We start from the raw sequence: 22,737 nt of genomic DNA, 5'->3' as shown, positions 1-22,737 counted from the left end.
GCCGCACAGAGTCAGCCCTCGGCGATCTCACCCAGCACGTCGAGGAAGGTCTGCCAGCCGGCGATGGTGCCAAGGCGCTGCTCGTCGGTGAAGCCGGGCGTCTGCTGGGTCATTCGCATGCGCGTCCCGGCCTCCGTCGGGGTGAGCTCCACCGTGAGCACGGCGCGCTCGCCCTCCGCGGGGCGGTCGGTGAGCGTCATGACCAGACGCGACGGCGGGTCGACCTCCAGGAACTCGCCCGCCCAGTCGATCGTGCTGCCGTCGGGGAGCACCATCATGGCGGTCCATTCACGGCCGGCTTCTGCACGGAAGTCGAGGCCGTCGAGCGGGACCTGCACCTCCCGGCCGCCGAACCAGCGCGCGAACGACGCCGCAGTGGTCCAGGCCGCGAAGACGGCGGACGGCGGGGCCGCGAACTCGCGGTCGATCTCGATGCCCTCGTCGGTGATGCCGGTCATTCGGGGTCCTTCTCGTCGGATTCGGAGGAGCGCGACGGGGTCGCGCCGGTGAGGAACTCGTCGAGGGCGTCGAAACTGCTCCCCCAGAACGCGCGGTAGTCGTCGATCCACGCGGAAGCCGCGGCGAGCGGGCGCGCATCGAGCATCGCCGGGCGGTACTGCGCATCCCTCCCGCGGGACACCAGGCCGGCGCCCTCCAAGACGCGCAGGTGCTTGGACACCGCGGTGAAACTCATGTCGAACGGGGCCGCCAGGTCGCCGACGTTCGCCGAGCCCCGCGCCAGCCGCGCGAGGATGGCGCGTCGCGTCGGATCCGCCAGTGCCGCGAACGTGCGGCTCAGCTGGTCGTCCACTGTCTTCGCCACAGGCACCTCCGATCCTCCGACCCAGCACAGCGTACTGAACCGATGAGTTCGATACCAGGCTAGCAGCGGTGTCGGCCCGCTAGCGTGAAGGGGTGAGTCGCACCCTCGCTTCCGCGGTCAGTTCCGAACTCGAGATCCGTCGCAGCCGGTTCCTCGGGAGCGCGCTGCCTGTCGCCGACCGGGCCCAAGCACTCGCGGAGGTCGCCCGGCTGCGCGCCGAGCACCCGGGCGCCGCCCATGTCTGCTGGGCCCTGCTCGCCGGAGGACAGTCCGGGATGTCGGACGACGGGGAACCCTCGGGAACGGCCGGCCGCCCCATCCTGGAGGTGCTCCGCCACCACGAGCTGGACGGCGTGCTCGGTGTCGTCGTCCGCTACTTCGGCGGGGTCAAGCTCGGGGCCGGCGGCCTGGTGCGCGCCTACACCGACGCCATCGCCACCGCGATCGCCGGCGCGGAGATCATCGAGCGGGTCCGTGAGACCGTTCTCGAGTTGCACGCCGACTACGGCGACGCCGAGCGGGTGCGCCGGTGGGCGGAAAACGCGGGCTACTCCGAACCGGAGGCCGAGTACGGAGCCGAGGTCGTCCTGCGGGTACGGCTACCGGAGACCGACCGCGACGTCGCGCTGCAGGCGATCGCCGACCTCGGCCAGGGTCGCGTGCGCGTGGAGGGATAGGGCCTGACGGAAAAGGCGAAGGCCCGGTCCCTCACAGGGACCGGGCCTTCGGCGTCAGACACGCAGCCTACTTGGCAGCGACCTCCGCGGGCTCCTTCTGCTTCTGGGGAGCGGCCTTCTTGGGGGCCTCGGCCGGGGCGGCCTCGACGGCCGGCCTCGGCCGGGCCGCGAACTCCTCGAAGGCGGCACGCGGCTGCTGGACCGCGGTCAGCGACACGACGTCGCGGCCGAGCCAGAAGTTGTTCCACCAGCCCCACAGCACGCGCCACTTGCGCTCCCAGCTCGGCATGGCCAGGCCGTGGTAGCCGCGGTGCGCGAACCAGCCGAGGACGCCCTTGACGGCGATCTTGCCCGACTGCAGGACGCCGATACCGAGCCCGAGGCCCGCGACGGCGCCGAGGCTCTTGTGGTAGTACTGGCGCGGCAGCTCGCCCCGCATGTCGGCGATCAGGTTCTTCGCGAGCAGCTTGCCCTGGCGTACGGCGTGCTGCGCGTTCGGCACGCAGTAGCCGCCGACGCCCGCACCGGTCAGGTCGGGGACGGCCGAGACGTCGCCGGCGCCCCAGGCGCCCTCGATGATCTCCTCTTCGGTGCCCACGCGCAGGTCGGCGCGAACACGCAGACGGCCGCGCTCCTCGATCGGGAGGTCGGTGTGGCGCACCACGGTCGGGTTGGCCATGACACCGGCCGTCCAGACGATGAGGTCGGTGTCGAAGCTCTCGCCGGTCGACAGCTCGATGTGGCCGTCGACAGCGCTGGTGAGCTGCGTCTCGAGGTGGATCTGCGCGCCGCGCTCCGCCAGGTTCTTGATGACCCAGTGGCTGGTCGGCAGCGACACCTCCGGCATGATTCGGCCCATGGCCTCGATCAGGTGGAAGTGCGTGTCCTCGAACGACAGCTCCGGGTACTTCTTGAGCAGCGCGCTGGCGAACGAACGGAGCTCGGCGAAGATCTCGATGCCGGCGAAGCCACCGCCGACGACCACGACGGTCAGGAGGCGGTCGCGCTCCGGGCCGGCGGGCAGCGTCGCCGCCTTGTCGAAGTTGGTGAGCAGGCGGTCGCGGATGAACACGGCCTCCTCGATCGTCTTCAGACCCACCGCGTTGTCGGCGATGCCCGGGATCGGGAAGGTGCGCGAGACGGCGCCGGCGGTCACCACGACGATGTCGTAGTCGAGCTCGTACGGCTCGCCGGCGGCCGGCTCGATGGTCGCGGTCTTCTTGGCGTGGTCGACGTAGGTGACCTTGCCGCTGATGATGTTCGTGCTCTTCAGGTGGCGACGGTGGGCGACCACCGCGTGACGCGGCTCGATGGAGCCGACCGCCACCTCGGGGAGGAACGGCTGGTACGTCATGTAGGGCAGGGGGTCGACCATGGTGACCTCGGCCTCGCCCTTGCGGAGCTGCTTCTCGAGCTTCCACGCGGTATAGAAACCGGCGTAGCCTCCGCCGACGATCAGGATTTTGGGCACAGTAATGCGTCTCCTCAACACGAAAGTATGGGGGTTAATCTACCCCCTACGCGCCGCCCGCCTGAAATGCAGCCACGCGCCGACCGCGCCGAGGGCGAGGAGGGCCACGAAACCGGAGATCAGGCTGAACGGGAGCCAGAGGGTGGTGAGGACGCTCCATTGCGGCCAGAGGAACGCTCTCCATGTTACAGGGCGCTCGGGGGTCAGAGCTTTCGGCGCGGGGGCGGCCTGGGCGTCCCGGGCCCCGGGGGCCGCCGTCGCGGGCGTGTCCGCACGCCGATGGATGTGGATCCACTGGGTCAGATCGCCCATCGGGTTCGCGGTCACGTGCGGCACGGTCGCGGTGACCGCGGCCGCGGCGTCGAGCAGGCCGTAGCCGTACACCGGGCTCGGCACCGTGCCTCCGGCCGGGCGCGCCGTCTTGATGATGCGGTTGATGACATCCGGCGCCTTCAGCTCGGGGTGCGCGGCCCGCACCAGGGCGACCGCGCCGGAGACGAGCGGTGCCGCCCCGCTGGTCCCGGCCCACTGCACGTAGCCTCCGCCCGGGTTCGCGCCGACCAACTGCTCGCTCGGGGCGGAGACGCCGATCGTGATGCCCTGCGAGGAGGCGTCGAAGGAGGCCTGGCCCGCGCGGTCGACGCCGGCGACGGTCAGCACGCCCGGGATCGTCGCGGGCGCACCCACCTCGGTGGTCCCGCTCCCCCGGTTGCCCGCCGCGGCGACGACGACGACGTCGTGCGAGAACGCATACTGGAACGCGTCGTCCCAGCTCGTCGGCCAGTCGAGCGTGTTTCGGGTGAGCGACATGTTGATGACCGAGGCGCCGTTGTCCACGGCCCAGCGCACGGCCTCCGCCACCTGGTCGTCGCTGCTGACCGCGCCGATGGAGGTGCCGAGCGCCACGGAGGCAGTGAGGATGCTCGCCTGCGGCGCCGCGCCGAGCACGCCGGAGTCTGGGCCCGTACCTCGCCCGGCGAGCAGCGAGGCGACCCAGGTGCCGTGGTCGGCGGCCTCGCCTGCTCCGAGCGGCTTCTCACCGTTCGCTGCACCGACCCCGGACACATCGGTGCCTCCCGCGATCGCGCCCGCGAGATCGGGCACCGAGCCGTCCACCCCCGTGTCGATCACGGCGACCTTCACGCCGGCGCCCTTGGTCGTCTGCCAGGCCTTCGTGAAGCCGTAGTCGTTCAGCCAGTACTGCATGTCGCGCACCTGATCGGCGTGCGCGACCGTGGCCGGCGCCAGCCCGATCGCGAACGCCGTCACGAGCGCTCCGACGACGGACGCCGCGCGATGACGCACCCGGCCGAACCGGGAGCGGGAGAGTGAGGCCGCCGGGGTCAGCCGACCTGGATGCGGCACTCGCACACCTCCGGCGACCACCCTCCCCGGGCGAGGGCGAGGTCGCCGATCGGGTTGACGCCGGGTCCGGCGGCGAGCGCGTGCGCCGCGACCGCGTGCAGGCACTTGACCCTGGTGGGCATGCCGCCGGCCGAAACGCCCGCGAGCTCCTCCACCACCCCGATGGACTCGCGGTCGGCGAGGTATTGCTCGTGCGCCGCGCGGTACTGCTCGCGCACCTGCTCGTCGTCGGCGAGGAGGTCGTTGTACTCGTTCATCACCTGGGTGGCCTCCAGCTGCGACATGGCGGCGGTGGCGGCAGGGTGGCTGAGGTAGTAGAAGGTCGGGAACGGTGTGCCGTCGTCGAGGCGCGGAGCGGTCGAAACGACCGTGGGGCGCCCGCAGACGCAGCGGGCGGCGATGCCGACGACGTTGCGCGCCGGCCGGCCGAGCTGCTCGCTCACGGCGGCGATGTCGGCGTCGGTCACGGGGTCGAACGGGGGTCTGGTCATCATTTGCCGCCTGTGTTGCTGGGGGGAGGAGTCGGGGCCGGCGTGGAGCCGAGCTGCGCGGGCGTCGCGTCGGTGAGACCGGCGCCCATGAGCGAACCGAAGAGGGAGCCGACCCAGTCGGTATGGGTCTTCTGCAGCTTGGAGCTCACCGGAGTGGGGTCTTTGGTGGCCGCGGGAGGGCGGTCGTCGATGACGAGGTAGCTGACCTCGCCCGGCATCACGTAGTAGAGCCGATCGCGCGCCTGCGCCCGGATGTAGCTCGGGTCGTTCCAGCGCGCACGCTGCCCCTTGAGCGCGTCGACCTGGGCGGAGAGCTGGTCGACCGCCTTCTGCTGGTCGGCGATCTGCTGCCGTTGCGCGAGGAACCCCTGCAGGGACGGCGCGAGGATCACCACCGCGAGCACGACCGCGCCCATCATCACCAGCGAGAACGCCGAGAAGTGGAGGCCGCGCAGCCAGCGACCGGTCTGCGTCGGCTCGTCGAACGACGCGGCGACGCGCTTGGTGCGGGGGCCGGACTGCTTCGGCATGGGCCCCTCCCGGGTGGTCTCGACGGACATGGAGGACCGGAAGGCCCCGTGCTCAATCGTAGGCGATGCCTGCCCGGAGACGGCCGTGAGCGCGGGGTGTCGCCCGCCGTTCAGCCCGCTGCCAGTGTCAGCACGAGACGCACGGCGCCGACCACCAGGAGGCCGATCCCCCCGATCGTGAACACGAGGCCGATCGCGCGTGCGTCCTTCGCGCGGAACGCGTGCCGCGCCTCCCGGTCGCTGAACAAGGCCGCCGCCCGCTCGGGGCGACGCAGCAGGTAGGCGCCGAACACGGCGAAGAGCGCGGCGAGCAGCAGGAAGAGGGCGAGAGGGAGGATCTCCGCCGGGACGCTCGCACTGCGCATGGGGTGAGCCTAGCGACGCGGCGTCGAAGGGCGAGTCGTTGTCCCCTTCGGAGCGCGAAAGGGACGACGACTCGCCCTTCGGCGAGCGGGCGGAGCGAGCTCAGCCCTGGAAGCGCGGGAAGGCGCTGCGGCCGGCGTAGACGGCGGCGTCGCCCAACTCCTCTTCGATGCGGAGGAGCTGGTTGTACTTGGCGACGCGCTCGGAGCGGGCCGGGGCGCCGGTCTTGATCTGGCCGGCATCGGTCGCGACGGCGAGGTCGGCGATCGTGGTGTCTTCGGTCTCGCCGGAACGGTGCGAGAGCACGGCGGTCATGCCGCTGCGCTGGGCCAGCGAGACCGCGTCGAGCGTCTCGGTGAGCGTGCCGATCTGGTTGACCTTGACCAGGATACTGTTCGCGGCCTTGGCCTTGATGCCCTGCGCGAGGCGCTTCGGGTTGGTGACGAACAGGTCGTCGCCGACGAGCTGCAGCTTCGAACCGATCTCGGCGTTCAGGTGGGCCCAGCCCTCCCAGTCGTCCTCGGCCAGCGGGTCCTCGATGGAGACCAGCGGGTAGTTGGCGGCGAGCTCGGCGTAGTAGGCCGACATCTGAGCGGCCGTGCGGTCCTGGCCCTCGAAACGGTAGACGCCGTTCTCGAAGAACTCGGTGGAGGCCACGTCGAGACCGAGAGCGATCTGCGAGCCGACGGTGTAGCCCGCCTTCTCGATCGCTTCGGAGATCAGGTCGAGCGCCGCGCGGTTGTGCTCGAGTTCGGGAGCGAAGCCGCCCTCGTCGCCGAGCCCGGTGTTGAGGCCCTTCGACTTCAGCAGCGCCTTGAGCGAGTGGTAGGTCTCGACGCCCCAGCGCAGGCCCTCGGAGAAGGTCTCGGCGCCGATCGGGAGGATCATGAACTCCTGGATGTCCACGCCGGTGTCGGCATGGGCGCCGCCGTTGATGATGTTCATCATCGGCACGGGGAGGACGTGCGCGTTCGGGCCGCCGACGTAGCGGAACAGCGGGAGGTCGGCCGAGTCGGCCGCGGCCTTGGCGACCGCGAGGCTGACGCCGAGGATCGCGTTGGCGCCGAGGCGCTTCTTGTTGTCGGTGCCATCGAGCTCGATCATGGCCTCGTCGACGAGACGCTGGTCGCTGGCCTCGAAGCCTTCGATCGCCGGGCCGATCTCGTCGAGGACCGCGTCGACGGCCTTCTCGACGCCCTTGCCCAGGTAGCGGTCCTTGTCGCCGTCGCGAAGCTCGTAGGCCTCGAAGGCGCCGGTCGACGCGCCGGACGGGACGGCGGCACGGCTGACCGTGCCATCCTCGAGGAGCACCTCGACCTCGACGGTCGGGTTGCCACGGGAGTCGAGAATCTCGCGAGCGCCTACAGCTTCGATCTGAGCCACAACTGTCTCCTTGGTGATTTCGTGGGTTGCCGATTCAGTCTAGTGACGTGGGGTTCACGGCCAGAACGCTGTGGCGGGATGCTTGCGGGATCTGGCGTGGTCGCGGCGGCGTGCCGGCGACGGAGTCGCTCAGGCCAGCGGCTTGAACTCGAGTGCGGAGGCGTCCGCCGTGCCCGCCCCCACGAACGCGAACGACCGGTAGCCGGACGCCGCGGCCCGATCGAGCACCGCCTTGAGGTTCTTCGCCCGGCGGTCCAGCCGCACGCGCTTGCCGGAGGCGACGAGCGATGACTTGATCGCCATCAGCCGGTCCAGCGGCACGTCAGCGTCGTGCACGAGCACGACCGAGTCGGCGGCGGAGTCGTCGGGCACGTCGATCAGGTCGACGACGCGCTCGAAGCCGATCGAGAAGCCGGCCGCGGGCACGTCCGTGCCGAGGAACCGCCCGATCATCCCGTCGTAGCGGCCGCCGCCTCCTACCGAGCTGCCGGAGCCCGGGTGCGCGATCTCGAAGATGGTGCCGGTGTAGTAGCCCATGCCGCGCACCAGCGTGGGGTCGAACCGCAGTGCGACGCCCTCCGGAAGGGTGTCGAGCGCGTGGGCCAGCGCCTCCAGCTCGGCGATGGCGTCAGTGTCCATGCCCGCGGGCAGGATGCCGGCGATCGCCTCGACGGTCAGTTCCACTCCCCCGTCGGCGAGGTGCGGCTCGAGAGCGGCGAGGATGCCGCCCAGCACGGCAGCGGAGTCCGCTCCGCCCTCACTGAGCTCGGCGACGACGCCCTCCGCGCCGATCTTGTCGAGCTTGTCGATCGAGATCAGTACCTGCGGCCAGCGCGCCTCGGCGAACCCGCAGTACTCGAGGAGGCCGCCCAGGATGCGGCGGTCGTTGATGCGGATCGTGCAGCCGGTCAGCCCCAGGGCCTCCAGCGCCGCGGCGGTCGCGGTGATGAGCTCGACCTCCGCCAGCTGGGAGCCCTCGCCGATGATGTCGATGTCGCACTGCACGAACTGGCGGTAACGGCCCTTCTGCGGCCGCTCGGCACGCCAGACCGGCGCGATCTGGATGCTGCGGAACACGGGAGGAAGCTCGCCGCGGTGACTGGCGTAGAAGCGGGCCAGCGGCACGGTGAGGTCGAAGCGGAGGCCGAGATCGCAGAGCGCGAGCGTGTCGCCCGATTCGATCGCCTCGCGGAGGTCGTCGCCGCCCAGGCCGCGCTTGAGCACGCTGAACGCGAGCTTCTCGTTGTCGCCGCCGAGGCCCGAGTGCAGCCGGGCGACGTCCTCCACGACGGGCGTCTCGATCTCGTCGAAGCCGTGCGCGGCGAAGCTCCGGCGGATCACACCGAGCGCATGCTCGCGGCGGGCCTTCTCGGCGGGGAGGAAGTCGCGCATGCCGCGGGGCGGTGTGATCGGGGAAGCCATGCGTCGATTCTTCCAGATGGGGGCGCACCCCGCCCTCCGGGGGTATCGCGGCCGGCTCGGGGGCGGTCGTAAACTGCTGGCGTTGCCGCCCTGAAGTCGTGCCGACCCCGCGCGATAGGGCGGTGTCCCAGCGAGGACCTGGCATGAGCCGCAGCCGTCCGATCACTTCGGTTGCGTTGCCAGACACACGACAACGCGCCCGCCGTGGCCGGAAGAATGCGCCGTCGCGAGGCGTCGGTCTCACCCGAGCGGCGATCCGGACCACCGGCGGACGCGCTGCCGGCCGCCCGCTCCGGCCCTTAGAGCGTGTGATGCCGCCCGAGCGGCACGACCAAGGGCGTCCCGGCCACCGGGTCGGGCGCGATGACGGACTCGACGCCGAAGACGTCGCGCACCAGTTCGGCAGTTACCACCTCGGACGGGTCGCCGGAGGCCACGATCGAGCCCGCGCGCATCGCGATCAGGTGGTCGGCGTACCGGGAGGCGAGGTTGAGGTCGTGGAGCACCATCACGATCGTGCTCCCCCGAGCCGCGTTGAGATCGAGCAGCAGATCGAGCACGTCGAGCTGGTGGCTGATGTCGAGGAACGTCGTCGGCTCGTCGAGCAGGAGGATCCCTGTCTGCTGAGCGAGCGCCATGGCGATCCAGACGCGCTGGCGCTGCCCTCCCGAGAGCTCGTCGATGGCACGGTCGGCGAGGTCGGCGACGCCGGTGGCGGTCATGGCCTCCTGGACCGCGGCATCGTCCTCGGCCGTCCACCGCCTGAACCAGCCCTGGTGCGGGTAGCGTCCGCGTGAGACGAGATCGGCCACGGTGATGCCGTCGGGCGCGGTCGGCGTCTGCGGCAGCAGGCCCAACCGGGTCGCGACCTCCTTGGTCGGCAGCGAGCGGATGTCGGCGCCGTCGAGCAGCACGCTCCCGGAGGCCGGTGCGAGCAGCCGGGACAGTCCGCGCAGCAGCGTGGACTTGCCGCACGCGTTCGGCCCGACGATGGCCGTGACCCGGCCGGGCGGGATGTCGAGGTCGAGGCCGTCGACGACCACCCGGCCCTCGTAGGCGAGGGTCAGGTCGCGCGCGGCGAGAGTGATCTCCGTGGTCATGGTCAGCCTCCCCGGCCGATGCGGTTGGTTCTGGCCAACTGCCAGAGAAGGTAGGGCGCTCCGACGATCCCGGTGACGACGCCGACGGGGAACACGACCCCGGGAACCGCGAACTGCGCGACGACGTCGGAGACGACGAGCACGAGGGCGCCGACGAGCGCGGCGGGAACGAGCGCGAGCGAACCGCGCCCGACGAGTCGTCTCGCCACCGGCGCAGCGAGCAGCGCGACGAAGGCGATCGGTCCGGCCACCGAGACCGCCGCGGCGGCCAGCGCCACCCCGACCGCGATGCTCAGGATGCGCGTGCGCTCCGGGCGCACGCCGATCCCGGCGGCCACGTCGTCGCCGAGCCCGAGGGCGGCGAGCGGCCTCCCGACCAGCAGCGCCGCAGGCACGAGCACCACGGCGCTCGCGCCGAGCACGGTCAGCGACACATCGTCGATGCTGTTGAGGCTGCCGGTGATCCAGACGAGCGCCTGCTGCACGTCGCTCAGGTCGGCGCGGGTCAGCACGTACGACACGAGCCCGGCGCAGATCGCGGCGAAGCCGATCCCGACGAGCACGAAACGGTACCCGCTCACCCCGTTGCGCCAGGCCAGCACGTAGATCAGCACGGCGGCGACCAGCGTGCCGACGAGGACGACCCCCGTGAGGGCGAGACCGGTGATCCCGAACCAGACCAGGGCGACGGCGCCGGTCGCGCTGGCGGCCGTCGTGATGCCGATGATGTCCGGACTCGCCAGCGGGTTGCGCGCGACGGACTGGAACAGGCCTCCGGAGATGCCGAGGCACGCGCCGACCAGCACGGCCGCCAGCAGCCGCGGCAGCCGGAGGTCGAGGATGACGAAGGACGTGAGCCGATCGGCACGGCCGACGAGCGCGGCGAGCACGTCGACCGGGGCGACACCCGCCGCGCCGAGCGTGAGCGAGACCGCGGACACCACGAACACGAGCACCGCGAGAACGACGGACACCCGGGTCGCCCGGCTCCGTCGGCGTCGGCGATCGAGCGCCACCCGGGAGGCCGCACCCGCCGCCGTGCGCGACGTCGCCGTCGGCGCGCTCACAGTCCCACCAGCTTTCGTCGGCGCACCAGCGCGATGAACAGCGGCGCCCCCACGAACGCCATCACGATGCCGACCTGCAGCTCGCCGGGCGGCGCGACGACGCGGCCGATGACGTCGCACGCGATCAGCAGAGCGGGGGCGATCACGGCCGAGTAGGCGAGGATGCGACGGTAGTCCGCGCCGACGACCCAACGGGCCACGTGCGGAACGACGAGACCGACGAACGCGATCGGGCCGACGGCGGCGGTCGCCGAGCCGCAGAGCAGCACGATCGCGACGGCGGACAGCGCACGCGCGAGGCCGACACGCTGCCCGAGTCCGCGCGCGACGTCGTCGCCGAGCGCCAGGCCGTTGAGCAGCCTCCCGAGCGCCAATGCCAGCGCGGCGCCGACGACGAGCGTCGGCAACACCTGCCACAGCACGCCGAAGCCGCGACCCGCGAGCGAGCCGACCTGCCAGAACCGCATCTGGTCGAGCGAGACCCGGCTGGTCAGCATGACCGCGGTGATGAGCGAGCCTAGGGCGGCAGAGACCGCCGCGCCGGCGAGCGCGAGCTTGACCGGGGTCGCGCCCTCCCGCCCCACGGCCGAGACCGCATAGACGACTCCCGCGGCGAGCGCGGCTCCGGCGAACGCGAACCACACGTAGCCCGAGACGGCGGTGACCCCGAGGAACGCGATCGCGACGACGACCGCGAGCGAAGCACCGAAGTTGACACCGAGGATGCCGGGATCGGCCAGCGGGTTGCGCGAGAGCCCCTGCATGACGGTGCCGGCGAGCCCCAGCGCCAGCCCGGCCGCGAGGCCGAGCAGCGTGCGCGGCAGCCGGCTGCCGACGACGACCAGGGAGTCGTCGTCGGTCGCCGAGTAGTGCGTCAGCGCGTGGAGGACGTCGGCGGGCGCGATGGTGCGCGCGCCGACCATCAGGCTCAGCACGCACACCATCAGCAGCACCACGACGGCGACCACGAAGCCGATCAGCGTGCGCCGACCACGCCGGACGCGAGCGGGGGCCTCCCCCGTGCGACCGGCGCCGGCGGTGGCGACACCAGTGGGCATCGAGCGGCTACTTGACCTTCTCGGCGGCCGCGGCCAGCTGCGGCACGTAGCGGTCGAGCATCCACGGGATGCTCAGCACACTCGGGGCGCTCGTCGCGGAGACGAACGACTCCCCGACGATCGGGGCGAAGCGGCCCTCCTTGATCGTCGGCATCGCGGCGACCAGCGGGTCGGCGGTGAAGGCGTCGACCGACGACTGCTTGTCGAAGTACATCACCAGCAGGCCGGTGTCGATCTTCGAGAGGTTCTCGTAGCTGAGCTGGTAGAAGAAGCTGCCGTCGCCCTTCGACGAGTCGAGGGCCGCGATGCTCGGCGAGTTCTTCATCCCGAGGTCGTTGAGCAGCTGCACGCGCGGGTCCTCCGCGCGATAGACGTTGAGAACACCGGGCTCGTTGGCGGCGGCGTAGAAGAACGTCTTGTCCTTGATCACCGGGTACTTGTCGGAGAGTGCGGTGACCGCGCTCTCGGTCTTCTTCACGAGGGCGGCGGCTTCCGACGACAGGCCAAGCGCCTTGCCGACGATCGCGGTCTGGTCGCGCCAGCTGGTCGCCCACGGCTTCTCGGGGTAGGCGACGACCGGGGCGATCTTGCTCAGTGTGTCGAACTCGGTCTGGGTGAGGCCGGAGTACGGGGCGAGGATGACGTCGGGCTTCGCCTTGACGAACTGCTCGAACGGCACTTCACCGGAGTCGGCGTCGAGGAGCTGGGGCGTCGTGCCCTTGAGCTGCTTGATCTTCTCGGCGTCCCAGGGCAGGAGGCCGTTCGCGTCGCCGCCGTAGCTGAACTTCGGCATCGCGACGGGGACGATCCCGAGGGCGAGGGCGATGTCCTGCGCACCCCAGCCCCAGGTGGCGACACGCTTCGGAGCGGCGTCGATGGTGGTCTTGCCGAGCGCACTGTCGATCGTCACGGGGAAGCTCCCGGCGGAGCCCGAGGACGGGCTCTCGGCGCCGGAACCGCTCGCGGAACACCCGGTGAGGGCGAGGGCGGCGGCCGAGACGACGGCGGCGAGTGACAGGACGAGACGCGACCGGCGAAGGCCGGAGCGTGCGGTTTCAGGCATGACTCTCCTCATGAGGGTGCCGTGGCACGGATGGGAAGCGTGCCGACGTGGCACATTAGGTAAGCCTAACCTAAACCGATGCTTCGTGCTCGCGGATCTCCTCCTGCAGCTCCCGCAGGGTCGACCGGAGGGCGCGCTCTGCGTCCAGCCCCTGCGCCTTCGCCGACGCCACGATCGCCAGCAGCAGCGGCCCCAGCTCGTCCTCGCCCGACACCTGCACGCCGCCCGACTCGCTCAGATCGAGGAGGCCGACCTTCTCGGCCCGGCCGAGCAGCTTGTCCGCCAACGCGAGGGAGGGCATCGCTTGCGGGATGCCGTCGAGCACGCTCGTGCGCCCGGGCTTCTCCGCCTTCTTGAGGTCGTCCCAGAAGCCGACGACGTCCTCGGCGGTCTCCGCCGTGCGGTCGCCTCCGAAGACGTGGGGGTGCCGGCCGACCATCTTGCGGGTCATGTGCTCGGCCACATCCTGGATATCGAAGTCCTCCCCCGGCGTGTGGGCGGCGATGTCCGCGTGGAACAGCACCTGGTAGAGCACATCGCCGAGCTCCTCGAGCATCGCGTCGCGATCACCGGTCTCGATCGCCTCGATGAGCTCGTACGACTCCTCGATCAGATACTGCACGAGCGACTCGTGCGTCTGATCGGCGTCCCACGGGCAGCCGCCCGGGGCGCGGAGTCGAGCCATCACGGCGACGAGCTCGTCGAGTCTGGTGGGCGCCACGTCGGTCATGGGATGCTCCTCCCGTCGGGTTACGTTCATCCTCTCACCGCGATCGCCCGCTACACTGAACGACTGGTGTGCCGGGAAGTCTGGTCGGCGAACGTCTTTCCCGACCGCGCACGAGAGGCCTCCCGATGAGCATCATCCGCTCCGAACGCACCGCCGCCGGCCTACTGCTGGGCGCCGCCGCCCTCGGCCTCCTGCTGGCGAACACCGCCGTCGGCCCCGCGTTGGTCGACCTCCAGCACTCCCACCTCGGCGGCGGCGTGGTCGACCTGAGCGTCGGGCACTGGATCAGCGACGGACTGCTGGCGGTGTTCTTCTTCATCGTCGCGGTCGAGCTCAAGCACGAGCTCGTCGTCGGTGAGCTCAACTCCTTCGCCAAGGCGATCCACCCCGCGATCGCGGCGGCGTGCGGCGTACTCGTCCCCGCGCTGGTCTACCTGGCGATCGCGGGAGGCTCCGGCCTCGGGGACGGCTGGCCCATCCCGACAGCGACCGATATCGCCTTCGCGCTCGGGGTGCTCGCCGTCTTCGGCCGCGGGCTGCCCAATCGGCTGAGGGTCTTCCTGCTGGCGCTGGCGGTGCTGGACGACCTGGTCGCCATCCTCATCATCGCGGTGTTCTTCACGACCGACCCGAACCTCCTGGAGCTCGCGGCTGCGGCCGTGGTCGTCGCCGCCTTCGGTTTCCTCAGCCGGTTGCTGCACGGGAGGATGCGCTGGCCGATCGGGATCCTGATGGTGCTGCTGGCGGTGCTGACGTGGTGGCTGGTCTACGACTCGGGCGTGCACGCGACGATCGCCGGCGTGGCCCTGGGCCTCGTCATGTCGCGCGCGCCCGCCGGTCGCACGACGCACGCGCTCGAGCCGTGGTCGAACGGGCTGATCCTGCCGTTGTTCGCGTTCTCGGCCGCGCTCGTGGTCATTCCCGCGGTGTCGCCGTCCGAGCTGTCGCCCGCGTTCTGGGGCATCCTGATCGCGCTTCCGGTGGGCAAGCTCGTGGGGATCACGCTGGGCGGCTGGCTCGGCTCGTTCACGCGTCCTCGGCAGGAGCGCGGCCGCATCCCGCTGTTCGCGCTCGTGACGATCGCGGCCCTCGGCGGCATCGGCTTCACAGTGTCGCTGCTGATGAACGAGCTGGCGTTCGCCGGGTCGGCGACCGTCCGCGCAGAGGGGACGATCGCCGTCCTGCTGGGGTCCGCCGTCTCGATCGTGCTGAGCGGCGTGCTCGTCTCGATGCTCGCCCGACGCAACCGAAGGCTGCACCCGCACGCGACCCCGCGCCCGGAGGCCGGTGTCAGCGCAGCAGGAGCGGCAGCAGCAGAGCCGCCACGATCAGCAGCAGAGTGACCACCGCGATGGCGATGCCTCCCGGGTGACCGAGATTGAGCGTCACGCCGACCCCGAACCGCTTCGGGACGAACAGCGCCGGATCGCCGGAGTTGACGTAGACCAGGCCGCCCTTCCAGTGGCGGTCGTCATCACGGGGGTCGACGCTGTCGCGAGCCGCGCCGGGAGCGCCCACGGGGACCTCCGTTCCCGCACGGATCGCGCGCGTGCCGCTCGTCAGCCGCACCGCGTAGGCGGCGATCACCACGAAGATCACGACCAGCAACCCCACCGTCACCGCCACGACGCCCGCACTCTGGGCGTTCGACTCGGCACGCCACCAGCCGAGAACCGAGAGGGCGGAGATCGCTGCCGATACCACGAACGCGATCCAGCCAAGTAGCGACTGCGTCAGATGCGCCTGCAGCGCGGCGATCCGCTCGGAGACCTCCGGCCGGTCCCCCGAGCCACGACGCCACGGAACGCCACGGACGACGAACGCGATGCCGACGATCAGCGCGAGCACACCGGCGCCGATCAGGATCGGCGCGAACACCGACCAGAACGACTTCTCGGCGAACCGGTCGGGCTGTCCGTTCGCGTTCCAGTGCACCGCGATCGTCGCGGGGAGGCTGTCGTACAGCGAGACGCCGATGGCGGCGGCGGCCGCCAGCACCACCACGGCCGCCGCGAACCAGCCGTACGCGGGACGCGCCCGGTCGGCGGAGTCCGGGGTCAGGCTCCCGGAGATGCGCACGGGGACCTCCTCGAGCCAGCCTCCCTCGCGCTTCGCGGCCTGGATGCGACGGCGGCACAGCAGGTTGGCGACGACCGACCCGACGAGCAGGATGAACGTGGCTGCCAGCGGCTGCGCGGCCGGGCCGAGCGGCGCGACCATCGCGGCGACGGCGAGGGCGACGACGTAGGAGACGACGACGCCGATACGGAAGCGCCGGAGCGCCGCCACCACGACAGGATCGGTCACGCGGCTGCGCGGCACCAGGACGCCCAGAGGCAGGGTGCTGCGGCTCATCGCCGGCAGCATGAGGAGGATGGCGGCGATCAGCGTCGCGACGCCGAGGGTGCTCACCAGTACGGCGGTCATGGGGTGCTTCCTTTCTGCTCCCGCGGCGGGTTCAGCGCGCGGGCGTCCTCGAACGCGGCCGCGATGCTCGCGACGCGGGCCTCCAGCTCGGCTCTGGGCACTCCGTGGGCGACGCCCTCGGCGATCACCGCGCTCAGCCGCTCGTGCCATTGCGCGAGGAACTGCTCGTCTGCGGGCCCGCTCTCGGCGTCCCGCGCGATGACGGAGCCGGAGCGTCTGCTCGTGCGCACGATCCCCTCCTGGCGGAGGGCGTCGTACGCCTTGACGACGGTCGCGACGTTGATCCCGAACCGCACGGCGACCTGGCGCACCGAGAGGAGGGCATCGCCGGCGCGCAGCTCGCCGCGCGCCACGGCGTCGATGACGCGATCGTGGAGCTGCTGGTAGAGCGGCGTCTCCGCCGTCGGATCGATCTCGATGCGCACGACCCCTCCAATCTGTATCGGTACTTATAGTACAGCCGATACAGATTGGAGGAGACGTTGTCGACGAGGCGGCGTCAGGCGGCGGGTTCGGAGGCCGGCTCGGGAGTCGGGAAGAGGGCGCCGAGCAGGGTCGCCACCCACTCGATGAGGGCCGCATCGTCGGGCGCCTCGCCGTTCACGCGCGGCAGCGGGACCGTGGCCACCTTGGGGGCTACGTGGTACTTCGAGCCCGGGTACATGCGCTGCAGGCGCACCTGCAGCGAGTCCGGCAGCTGCGCGGGGGCGAGCCGGAGGTTCGAGCCCATGGCGACGACCTCCCCCAGGCCCGCACGCTGCGCCGCCCGCCGCAGCCGCGAGACCGCGATCAGATTGACGACCGGCTCGGGAGGCTCGCCGTAGCGGTCGGTGAGCTCCTCCAGCACCAGATCGATCTGACCGTCCTTCGCCGCAGGCGAGCTCGCGGTCGAGAGCTTCTGGTAGGCCTCCAACCGCAGGCGCTCGCTGTCGACGTACTCCTCGGGGATGTGGGCGTCGACCGGAAGCTCGAGCCGCAGCTCGGTCTGGCCCTCGGCGACCTCCCCACGGAAGGTCGACACGGCCTCCCCGATCATCCGCAGGTAGAGGTCGAACCCCACGCCCGCGATGTGGCCGGATTGCTCGCCGCCCAGGAGGTTGCCCGCGCCGCGGATCTCGAGGTCTTTGAGGGCGACCTGCATGCCGCTGCCGAGGTCGTTGTTGGCCGCGATGGTCGAAAGCCGGTCGTGGGCCGTCTCGCTCAGCGGCTTGTCCTCGTCCCACAGGAAGTACGCATACGCCCGCTCGCGCCCCCGCCCGACGCGGCCTCTGAGCTGGTGCAGCTGGCTCAGGCCGTACTTGTCCGCACGGTCGATGATGATGGTGTTGGCGTTCGAGATGTCGAGCCCGGTCTCGATGATGGTCGTCGAGACGAGGACGTCGAACTTGCGCTCCCAGAAGTCCACCACGACCTGCTCGAGCGCGTGTTCGTTCATGCGGCCGTGCGCGACGGCGATGCGCGCCTCCGGCACCAGCTCGGCCAGCTTGGCGGCCGTCGCCGAGATCGAGCCGACACGGTTGTGCACGAAGAACACCTGGCCCTCCCGCAACAGCTCGCGCCGGATGGCGGCGGCGACCTGGCGCTCGGAGTACGGCCCGACGAAGGTCAGGATGGGGTGACGGTCCTCCGGCGGGGTCGCGAGCGTGGACATCTCGCGGATGCCGGTGACCGCCATCTCGAGCGTGCGCGGGATCGGCGTCGCGCTCATCGCGAGGATGTCGACGTTGGTCTTGAGCTTCTTCAACGCGTCCTTGTGCTCCACGCCGAACCGCTGCTCCTCGTCGATGATGACGAGCCCGAGATCTTTGAACGCCACGCCGTCGGCGAGGATGCGGTGCGTCCCGATCACGATGTCGACGGTGCCGTCGGCCATGCCGCGCAGCGTCTCGCGCGCCTCCTTGTCGGTCTGGAACCGGCTGAGCTCGCGCAGGTGGATGGGGAAGCCGGCGAAGCGTTCGAGGAAGGTCTCGGCGTGCTGTCTGACCAGCAGTGTGGTGGGCACGAGCATCGCCACCTGCTTGCCGTCCTGGATGGCCTTGAACGCCGCACGGATGGCGATCTCGGTCTTACCGAAACCGACATCGCCCGAGATCAGCCGGTCCATCGGGATCGGCCGCTCCATGTCGGCCTTCACCTCGTCGATCGTCTGCAGCTGGTCGTGCGTCTCGGCGAAGGGGAAGGCCTCCTCGAGCTCGCGCTGCCACGGGGTGTCCGGCCCGAACGCGTGGCCCTTGCTGGCCATGCGTGCGGAGTAGAGCTTGACGAGCTCGACGGCGATGTCGCGCACCGCTCGCCGGGCACGGCCCTTGGCGGCCGACCAGTCGCTGCCGCCCATCTTGGACAGCTGCGGGGCCTCGCCACCGACGTAGCGGGTCAGGAGGTCGAGCTGGTCGGTGGGCACGTAGAGCTTGTCGCCGGGGTAGCCGCGCTTGGAGGGCGCGTATTCGAGCACCAGGTACTCGCGCTTCGACTTGACGGCGTTGCGGCCTCCGCTGGACACCTCGCGCTGCGTCAGCTCCAGGAACTTGCCGATGCCGTGCGTCTCATGGACCACGTAGTCGCCGGGCTTCAGCGCCAGCGGGTCGACGACGTTCTTGCGTCGGGTGGCGAGCTTCTTGACCTGGCGCGACTCGTAACCGACCGAACGCCCGTAGAACTCGCTCTCGCCGATCAGCGCCAGCTTGACGTCGGGCATCTCGAAGCCGTGCTCGACGTTCGCCCGCAACAGGTACGCCACGCCGGGCTCCGGGTTCTCGGGGAACTCCTCGACGGGACGCGCGGGAAGCTCGGCGTCGGCGAGCACCTGCGCCGCACGCTCCACCAGACCGGCGCCCTCGGCGACGATCGCGACCTGCCAGCCGTCGCGGAGGCGCTGAGCCACGTGCTCGACGGCCCCGGTGACGTTGCCTTGGAAGCTGGGCACCGCCTCCGCCGCGACGCGCACCTGGAGGTACTCCTCCACCTCGCGCTCGAGCGGCTGCTCGTCGACCGCGTCGGCCTGGAAGCCGGAGAACGTCCACCACGGGTGGTCGGGGTTCTGCTGCCCCGGCCGGCTGAACTTCACCGAGTCGCGCAGCTTCTGGAGGGTGAGGAAGTCTCCCGCGGCGAGATCGATCGGAGCCGCGGCGCCGACGGTGGCCGCGCTCCAGGCCGCCGAGAGGAACTCGCGGTTCGTCTCGGCGAGGCTCACCGCACGGGAGGCGACGCGCTCGGGCGAGAGCACCGCGACCGCCGCACCCTCGGGGAGGTAGTGGGTGAGCGGCACGAGCCGGTCGACGAGCGCGGGTGCGAGCGACTCCATGCCCTCCACCGGGATGCCCTCGCCGATCTTGGCGAGCATCGCCGACAGGCTGGGGAATTCGTGCTCCATCTCTCGCGCGCGCTGCCGCACGGGCTCGCTGAGCAGCAGCTCGCGGCTCGGCGGGAGCGATACCGACGGGATCGGCTCGGGGAGCGAGCGCTGGTCGGCCACGGAGAACGCCCGGATCTGCTCGACCTCGTCGCCGAAGAAGTCCACGCGGTACGGGTGCTCGGCCGTCGGCGGGAAGACGTCGAGGATGCCGCCGCGCACCGCGAATTCGCCGCGCCGGGTCACCATGTCGACGCGCGCGTACGCCAGGTCGACCAGGTGGAGGGCGAGCCCGCCGAGATCGAAGCCACGGCCGCCCGCGTCGAGCGCGATCGTCGCGTAGTCGGTCAGATTGTCGGCGAGCGGCTGCAGGGCGGCGCGCACGGAGGCGACCAGGATGAACGGATGGCTCGGCTCCCCCGCGTCGCGGGCGGCGGACCAGTCCGCGAGCCTCCGCAGGGCGACGAGACGCTTTCCGACGATCTCGGGGCTCGGGCTCAGCCGCTCGTGCGGCAGTGTCTCCCACGCCGGGAACTCGACGATCTCGGCGTCGGGGAGCACGCACGGGAGAGCGGCCCGCACCGACTCCGACTCGCGGCCGGTCGCCGTGATGACGAGCACGGCCTGGGAGGCGCCGGCGGCGCCGCGCTTGCCGACCAGGCCGGCGAGAAGAGGAGCGCGCAAGCCATCGGTCAGCGAGAAGTCGGCATCGCGCGCCGCATAGGCCAGTGCGTCGGAGAACGTGGAGGCGCGCTCGAGCGCCGCGATCAAGCCCTGCAGTATCACTCGGGAAAGTCTACGCGGGGGTACCGACAGGTCGACCGCTGCCGGGGAGGTGGAGGAGCTCCCCGCTCCCGCCGAGGGTGTGCCAGGTCAGCGGCGCCTCGGACGCGGCCGCCGCGGTCGCTCCCCGGAACCCGCGGCTGCTGAGCAGCAGCGAGCCGAAGGACGGGATCAGCCGGTCGGCCGCGGCGAGCACGCCGAAGTCTCCGAGACCGTCCAGCTGCGCGGCGCCCGCCTTGACGCAGGCCTCCTTCGCCGTCCAGACCAGCCGGAAGGCGCGGGCGGGGTCGATCGCGGTCGCCAGGAGCGCTCGCTCCGAAGGAGTCAGCGCGGCCTCCGGGATACCGCCGTCGCCGATGTCGGCATCGGCGAACACTTCGACGTCGACGCCGAGGGGCGCTGGAGACGCCGCCGCGGCGACCCAGCCGCGCGAATGCGACCAGCTCACGTGGAGCCCCGAGACGGGGAGCGGCCTGCCGTGCGCCCTGCCGCAGACGGCGCAGCGCTGGTGCAGCGCCGCCGGTGCGATGTCTCCGGCGCCCGCCTCCCTGAGCACGCGGACGGCGAGCAGCCGGGCGGCCACGAAATCGTCTCTGTCGGCCGGCGAGCGCAGTGCGCGACGGCGCGCCTCCGCCGCCCTGCCGAGCGGACCGGCCGGCAGGAGGGCGAGGACGTCTCGGGTCTTCGCGACGACGACGGCGCTCAGATCCATCCGTCCAGCGCCTGCATGAATCCGTCGTGATCGTCGCGGTTGATCACGTGACCGCTTCCCGCGACCACCCGGACATCGAAGCCGGTCTCGCGGAGGCGGTCGGCCACCTGCGGCTTCACCAGATAGGAGTTGTCGGCGAGCATCACCAGCGACGGGACCGCCATGTGCTCGGGAGCCCGCATGACGCTGGGCGAGAGCACGGCCGGGATCGCGGCGCGGTGGAACGACTCGAACGTCTCGCGTTCGATCGCGACGTCGACGGGATCCCAGCGCGGGTTGCGCTTGGCGATCTTCGCCGCCGACTGCCGGGCGAGCGTGCGGAGGAACGCGGGCGCGAGCTTCAGCTGGAGCCAGCCCGCCGCCGGGCACGAGAACGCGGGGTCGACGTAGATCGCGCGCTCCGGATGGAGCCGGTCGACCGCGAGGCTCACCGTGAGGCCGCCGAGCGAGTGCCCCATCACCAGCTCTGGCGCATAGGGGACCGTTTCGAGGATGTCCTCCGCCATCAGGTCGGCGGTGTACTCGGCGGCGCGCGGGCTGTGGCCGTGGCCGCGGAGGTCGACGGCGACGACGTGGTACCCGCGCTCGGCGAGCACTGGGCCGACCCGTCGCCAGTTGCGCGAGTCCGACATGACGCCGTGGACCAGGACTGCGTAGCGGTCGCCGGTGCCCCACTCGCGCGTGTACAACTTCATGGACCGAGACGGTACCGTGTCGTCCTGGGTCGACGCCCGACGTCGGCTACGCTCTGGCTGAACGTCCGGCGTGAAGCGCCGGGGAGGAGCCCGAACATGAGCATGATGCCGCCCACCGGACCGGAGTCCGCGCCGATCTTCCCCGCTCCTCAGGGAGCGGATCCCGCGCAGCAGTGGGCGCCCCCTCCGCCGATGTACTACAGCGCGCCGCCGGCCCCGCCGCGGCCCCGGACGCTCGGCGTCGTCTCGATGGCGATCGCGATCGCGGTGTTCGCGCTGTCGATCGTGGCGTCGGTGATCGTGGGGGTGCATGCCGGGCCGCTCGCGACCCGGACGCCGACCTCCTTCAGCTTCAACACCTCCGATCTCACCCCCGACCAGGCCGCCGCGTTCGCACCCATCGCCCTTCTGATGGGCGCGCAGATGCTCCTCGGGACCCTCCTGGGCCTCACGGCGCTCGTCCTGGGGATCGTCGCGGCAGCGACCAAACGCGGACGCGCCTTCGGCGTCGTCGGGATCGTCGTGGCCGCGGTGGCGCCCATCGCCTCGTTCGCGGCCTACTCCGGAGCGCTGATCGGCACGCTGCCCCCGGCCTGACGACGCGAGCGACGCACGGAGCCGTCAGCGCTCGGTGTGGAAGCGGTTCTGCGCGGAGGTCAGGCCGTCGGTGGCGATCTGCTCGACGGCGTCGGCGGCGTCGGCCACCAGGATCGGCAGGGTCTTGCGTTCCGCCGAGCTGAAGCCGGCGAGCACGTGGTCGGCGGCGGCGCGCGAACCGGGAGGCCGGCCGACGCCGACGCGCACCCGCGTGAAGTCGCCGGTGCCGGTCGCGGCGATGACGTCGCGGACGCCGTTGTGGCCGCCATGGCCTCCACCGAACTTGAGTTTGAGGGTGTCGAACGGGATGTCCAGTTCGTCCTGCACGACGATCAGCCGCGACGGGTCGAGCGAGTAGAACCGGAGCAGCTGCGACACCGGGCCTCCCGACACGTTCATGAACGTGTTGGGCTTGGCCAGGACGAACCGCGGCCCGCCGGGGGCGAGACGCCCCTCGGCGACCGTGGAGTTCGTCTTGTGGGTCTTGAAGGTGAGACGGCCGCGCGAGGCGAGCTCGTCGAGTACCATCTGGCCCACGTTGTGACGCGTGGCGGCGTAGCCGGGCCCGGGATTACCGAGCCCGACCACGAGCCAAGGGCCCTCCTGCTGCAGAGGATCCGCCATCGGGGGT

At 71.1% G+C, this 22,737-nt stretch carries 23 protein-coding genes; 3 read left to right on the top strand and 20 right to left on the bottom strand.

The genetic code is table 11. From position 1 onward, the window contains the following. Window positions 1-11: 11 nt before the first annotated feature. On the bottom strand, window positions 12-458 hold the full coding sequence (locus ASF88_RS05075) for an SRPBCC family protein (RefSeq protein ID WP_055915062.1): 447 nt from the start codon (window positions 456-458) through the stop codon (window positions 12-14). Further along, on the bottom strand, window positions 455-823 hold the full coding sequence (locus ASF88_RS05070) for an ArsR/SmtB family transcription factor (RefSeq protein WP_235493286.1): 369 nt from the start codon (window positions 821-823) through the stop codon (window positions 455-457). Before ASF88_RS05070 ends, ASF88_RS05075 begins: the two co-directional genes overlap by 4 nt. Before the next feature lie 92 nt (window positions 824-915). Here ASF88_RS05070 and ASF88_RS05065 point away from each other — a divergent pair, with 92 nt between their 5' ends. Continuing rightward, window positions 916-1,500 carry an IMPACT family protein gene (locus ASF88_RS05065; RefSeq protein ID WP_055915059.1) on the top strand — a complete coding sequence of 195 codons (585 nt, stop codon included), beginning with the start codon at window positions 916-918 and terminating at the stop codon, window positions 1,498-1,500. A 67-nt stretch (window positions 1,501-1,567) separates the two neighbouring features. Here ASF88_RS05065 and ASF88_RS05060 read toward each other — a convergent pair whose 3' ends face one another. The 12 genes from ASF88_RS05060 to ASF88_RS05005 all read right to left on the bottom strand — a co-directional run bounded on the left by ASF88_RS05060 (window position 1,568) and on the right by ASF88_RS05005 (window position 13,543). After that, on the bottom strand, window positions 1,568-2,971 hold the full coding sequence (locus ASF88_RS05060; RefSeq protein WP_055915055.1) for an NAD(P)/FAD-dependent oxidoreductase: 1,404 nt from the start codon (window positions 2,969-2,971) through the stop codon (window positions 1,568-1,570). Between the two features lie 39 nt (window positions 2,972-3,010). Further along, window positions 3,011-4,342 carry a S8 family peptidase gene (locus ASF88_RS05055; protein ID WP_442915016.1) on the bottom strand — a complete coding sequence of 444 codons (1,332 nt, stop codon included), beginning with the start codon at window positions 4,340-4,342 and terminating at the stop codon, window positions 3,011-3,013. Next, entirely contained in the window at window positions 4,315-4,827 is a 513-nt protein-coding gene (locus ASF88_RS05050) for a DUF501 domain-containing protein (RefSeq protein WP_055915051.1), read from the bottom strand. The genes ASF88_RS05055 and ASF88_RS05050 overlap by 28 nt, the downstream gene beginning before the upstream one ends. Next, window positions 4,827-5,357: an FtsB family cell division protein gene (locus ASF88_RS05045; protein WP_055916687.1), complete on the bottom strand. Its 531-nt coding sequence runs from the start codon at window positions 5,355-5,357 to the stop codon at window positions 4,827-4,829. Before ASF88_RS05045 ends, ASF88_RS05050 begins: the two co-directional genes overlap by 1 nt. Before the next feature lie 110 nt (window positions 5,358-5,467). Further along, on the bottom strand, window positions 5,468-5,722 hold the full coding sequence (locus ASF88_RS05040; RefSeq protein ID WP_055915048.1) for a hypothetical protein: 255 nt from the start codon (window positions 5,720-5,722) through the stop codon (window positions 5,468-5,470). A 100-nt stretch (window positions 5,723-5,822) separates the two neighbouring features. After that, entirely contained in the window at window positions 5,823-7,103 is a 1,281-nt protein-coding gene (gene eno, locus ASF88_RS05035; protein WP_055915045.1) for a phosphopyruvate hydratase, read from the bottom strand. A gap of 129 nt (window positions 7,104-7,232) precedes the next feature. Beyond that, window positions 7,233-8,525, bottom strand: coding sequence for a histidine--tRNA ligase (hisS, locus tag ASF88_RS05030; RefSeq protein WP_055915042.1), 1,293 nt, complete (start codon window positions 8,523-8,525; stop codon window positions 7,233-7,235). 299 nt (window positions 8,526-8,824) lie between these two features. Next, window positions 8,825-9,625 carry an ABC transporter ATP-binding protein gene (locus tag ASF88_RS05025; RefSeq protein WP_055915039.1) on the bottom strand — a complete coding sequence of 267 codons (801 nt, stop codon included), beginning with the start codon at window positions 9,623-9,625 and terminating at the stop codon, window positions 8,825-8,827. A gap of 2 nt (window positions 9,626-9,627) precedes the next feature. Continuing rightward, a complete protein-coding gene (locus tag ASF88_RS05020) occupies window positions 9,628-10,692 on the bottom strand; it encodes a FecCD family ABC transporter permease (protein ID WP_235493285.1) in 1,065 nt (354 codons plus the stop codon). After that, window positions 10,689-11,750 carry a FecCD family ABC transporter permease gene (locus ASF88_RS05015; protein ID WP_055915035.1) on the bottom strand — a complete coding sequence of 354 codons (1,062 nt, stop codon included), beginning with the start codon at window positions 11,748-11,750 and terminating at the stop codon, window positions 10,689-10,691. Before ASF88_RS05015 ends, ASF88_RS05020 begins: the two co-directional genes overlap by 4 nt. A gap of 7 nt (window positions 11,751-11,757) precedes the next feature. Further along, window positions 11,758-12,813, bottom strand: coding sequence for an iron-siderophore ABC transporter substrate-binding protein (locus tag ASF88_RS05010; RefSeq protein ID WP_055915032.1), 1,056 nt, complete (start codon window positions 12,811-12,813; stop codon window positions 11,758-11,760). A gap of 70 nt (window positions 12,814-12,883) precedes the next feature. Continuing rightward, on the bottom strand, window positions 12,884-13,543 hold the full coding sequence (locus ASF88_RS05005; RefSeq protein ID WP_200935227.1) for a MazG family protein: 660 nt from the start codon (window positions 13,541-13,543) through the stop codon (window positions 12,884-12,886). 125 nt (window positions 13,544-13,668) lie between these two features. Between ASF88_RS05005 and ASF88_RS05000 the strand changes: the two genes are divergently transcribed. Beyond that, entirely contained in the window at window positions 13,669-14,886 is a 1,218-nt protein-coding gene (locus tag ASF88_RS05000; protein WP_082518754.1) for a Na+/H+ antiporter NhaA, read from the top strand. Here ASF88_RS05000 and ASF88_RS04995 read toward each other — a convergent pair. The 5 genes from ASF88_RS04995 to ASF88_RS04975 all read right to left on the bottom strand — a co-directional run bounded on the left by ASF88_RS04995 (window position 14,834) and on the right by ASF88_RS04975 (window position 21,509). Further along, window positions 14,834-15,970 (bottom strand): DUF1648 domain-containing protein, encoded by a 1,137-nt coding sequence (locus ASF88_RS04995; protein ID WP_055915026.1) that lies wholly within the window; start codon window positions 15,968-15,970, stop codon window positions 14,834-14,836. The genes ASF88_RS05000 and ASF88_RS04995 overlap by 53 nt on opposite strands. Further along, window positions 15,967-16,395 carry a GntR family transcriptional regulator gene (locus ASF88_RS04990; protein WP_055915023.1) on the bottom strand — a complete coding sequence of 143 codons (429 nt, stop codon included), beginning with the start codon at window positions 16,393-16,395 and terminating at the stop codon, window positions 15,967-15,969. The genes ASF88_RS04995 and ASF88_RS04990 overlap by 4 nt, the downstream gene beginning before the upstream one ends. Before the next feature lie 74 nt (window positions 16,396-16,469). After that, window positions 16,470-20,105, bottom strand: coding sequence for a transcription-repair coupling factor (gene mfd / locus ASF88_RS04985; protein ID WP_055915020.1), 3,636 nt, complete (start codon window positions 20,103-20,105; stop codon window positions 16,470-16,472). A gap of 10 nt (window positions 20,106-20,115) precedes the next feature. Further along, the gene (locus tag ASF88_RS04980) at window positions 20,116-20,814 is read right to left on the bottom strand and encodes a 4'-phosphopantetheinyl transferase family protein (RefSeq protein ID WP_055915017.1); all 699 of its coding nucleotides are present in this window, start codon (window positions 20,812-20,814) and stop codon (window positions 20,116-20,118) included. Continuing rightward, the gene (locus tag ASF88_RS04975; RefSeq protein ID WP_055915014.1) at window positions 20,805-21,509 is read right to left on the bottom strand and encodes an alpha/beta fold hydrolase; all 705 of its coding nucleotides are present in this window, start codon (window positions 21,507-21,509) and stop codon (window positions 20,805-20,807) included. Before ASF88_RS04975 ends, ASF88_RS04980 begins: the two co-directional genes overlap by 10 nt. Before the next feature lie 96 nt (window positions 21,510-21,605). Here ASF88_RS04975 and ASF88_RS04970 point away from each other — a divergent pair, with 96 nt between their 5' ends. Then, on the top strand, window positions 21,606-22,106 hold the full coding sequence (locus ASF88_RS04970) for a hypothetical protein (RefSeq protein ID WP_200935226.1): 501 nt from the start codon (window positions 21,606-21,608) through the stop codon (window positions 22,104-22,106). 24 nt (window positions 22,107-22,130) lie between these two features. Here ASF88_RS04970 and pth read toward each other — a convergent pair whose 3' ends face one another. Beyond that, window positions 22,131-22,730: an aminoacyl-tRNA hydrolase gene (pth, locus tag ASF88_RS04965; RefSeq protein WP_055915012.1), complete on the bottom strand. Its 600-nt coding sequence runs from the start codon at window positions 22,728-22,730 to the stop codon at window positions 22,131-22,133. Between the last annotated feature and the right edge of the window lie 7 nt (window positions 22,731-22,737).

The sequence above is a fragment of the Leifsonia sp. Leaf336 genome (assembly GCF_001423695.1).
In the GTDB taxonomy this organism is placed as follows: Bacteria; Actinomycetota; Actinomycetes; order Actinomycetales; family Microbacteriaceae; genus Leifsonia.
Note: the sequence above shows the minus strand (reverse complement) of the source record. Positions and strands in the feature narration are given on the sequence as shown.

Excerpts from the sequence above, each read along its gene's own strand:
- hisS (WP_055915042.1), bottom strand. The coding sequence starts at position 8,525 with ATGGCTTCCCCGATCACACCGCCCCGCGGCATGCGCGACTTCCTCCCC.
- ASF88_RS05040 (WP_055915048.1), bottom strand. The coding sequence starts at position 5,722 with ATGCGCAGTGCGAGCGTCCCGGCGGAGATCCTCCCTCTCGCCCTCTTC.
- ASF88_RS05010 (WP_055915032.1), bottom strand. The coding sequence starts at position 12,813 with ATGCCTGAAACCGCACGCTCCGGCCTTCGCCGGTCGCGTCTCGTCCTG.
- ASF88_RS04970 (WP_200935226.1), top strand. The coding sequence starts at position 21,606 with ATGAGCATGATGCCGCCCACCGGACCGGAGTCCGCGCCGATCTTCCCC.
- ASF88_RS05015 (WP_055915035.1), bottom strand. The coding sequence starts at position 11,750 with ATGCCCACTGGTGTCGCCACCGCCGGCGCCGGTCGCACGGGGGAGGCC.
- pth (WP_055915012.1), bottom strand. The coding sequence starts at position 22,730 with ATGGCGGATCCTCTGCAGCAGGAGGGCCCTTGGCTCGTGGTCGGGCTC.
- ASF88_RS05075 (WP_055915062.1), bottom strand. The coding sequence starts at position 458 with ATGACCGGCATCACCGACGAGGGCATCGAGATCGACCGCGAGTTCGCG.
- ASF88_RS05000 (WP_082518754.1), top strand. The coding sequence starts at position 13,669 with ATGAGCATCATCCGCTCCGAACGCACCGCCGCCGGCCTACTGCTGGGC.
- ASF88_RS04995 (WP_055915026.1), bottom strand. The coding sequence starts at position 15,970 with ATGACCGCCGTACTGGTGAGCACCCTCGGCGTCGCGACGCTGATCGCC.
- ASF88_RS04980 (WP_055915017.1), bottom strand. The coding sequence starts at position 20,814 with ATGGATCTGAGCGCCGTCGTCGTCGCGAAGACCCGAGACGTCCTCGCC.
- ASF88_RS05050 (WP_055915051.1), bottom strand. The coding sequence starts at position 4,827 with ATGACCAGACCCCCGTTCGACCCCGTGACCGACGCCGACATCGCCGCC.
- ASF88_RS05025 (WP_055915039.1), bottom strand. The coding sequence starts at position 9,625 with ATGACCACGGAGATCACTCTCGCCGCGCGCGACCTGACCCTCGCCTAC.
- ASF88_RS05005 (WP_200935227.1), bottom strand. The coding sequence starts at position 13,543 with ATGACCGACGTGGCGCCCACCAGACTCGACGAGCTCGTCGCCGTGATG.
- ASF88_RS04975 (WP_055915014.1), bottom strand. The coding sequence starts at position 21,509 with ATGAAGTTGTACACGCGCGAGTGGGGCACCGGCGACCGCTACGCAGTC.
- ASF88_RS05045 (WP_055916687.1), bottom strand. The coding sequence starts at position 5,357 with ATGCCGAAGCAGTCCGGCCCCCGCACCAAGCGCGTCGCCGCGTCGTTC.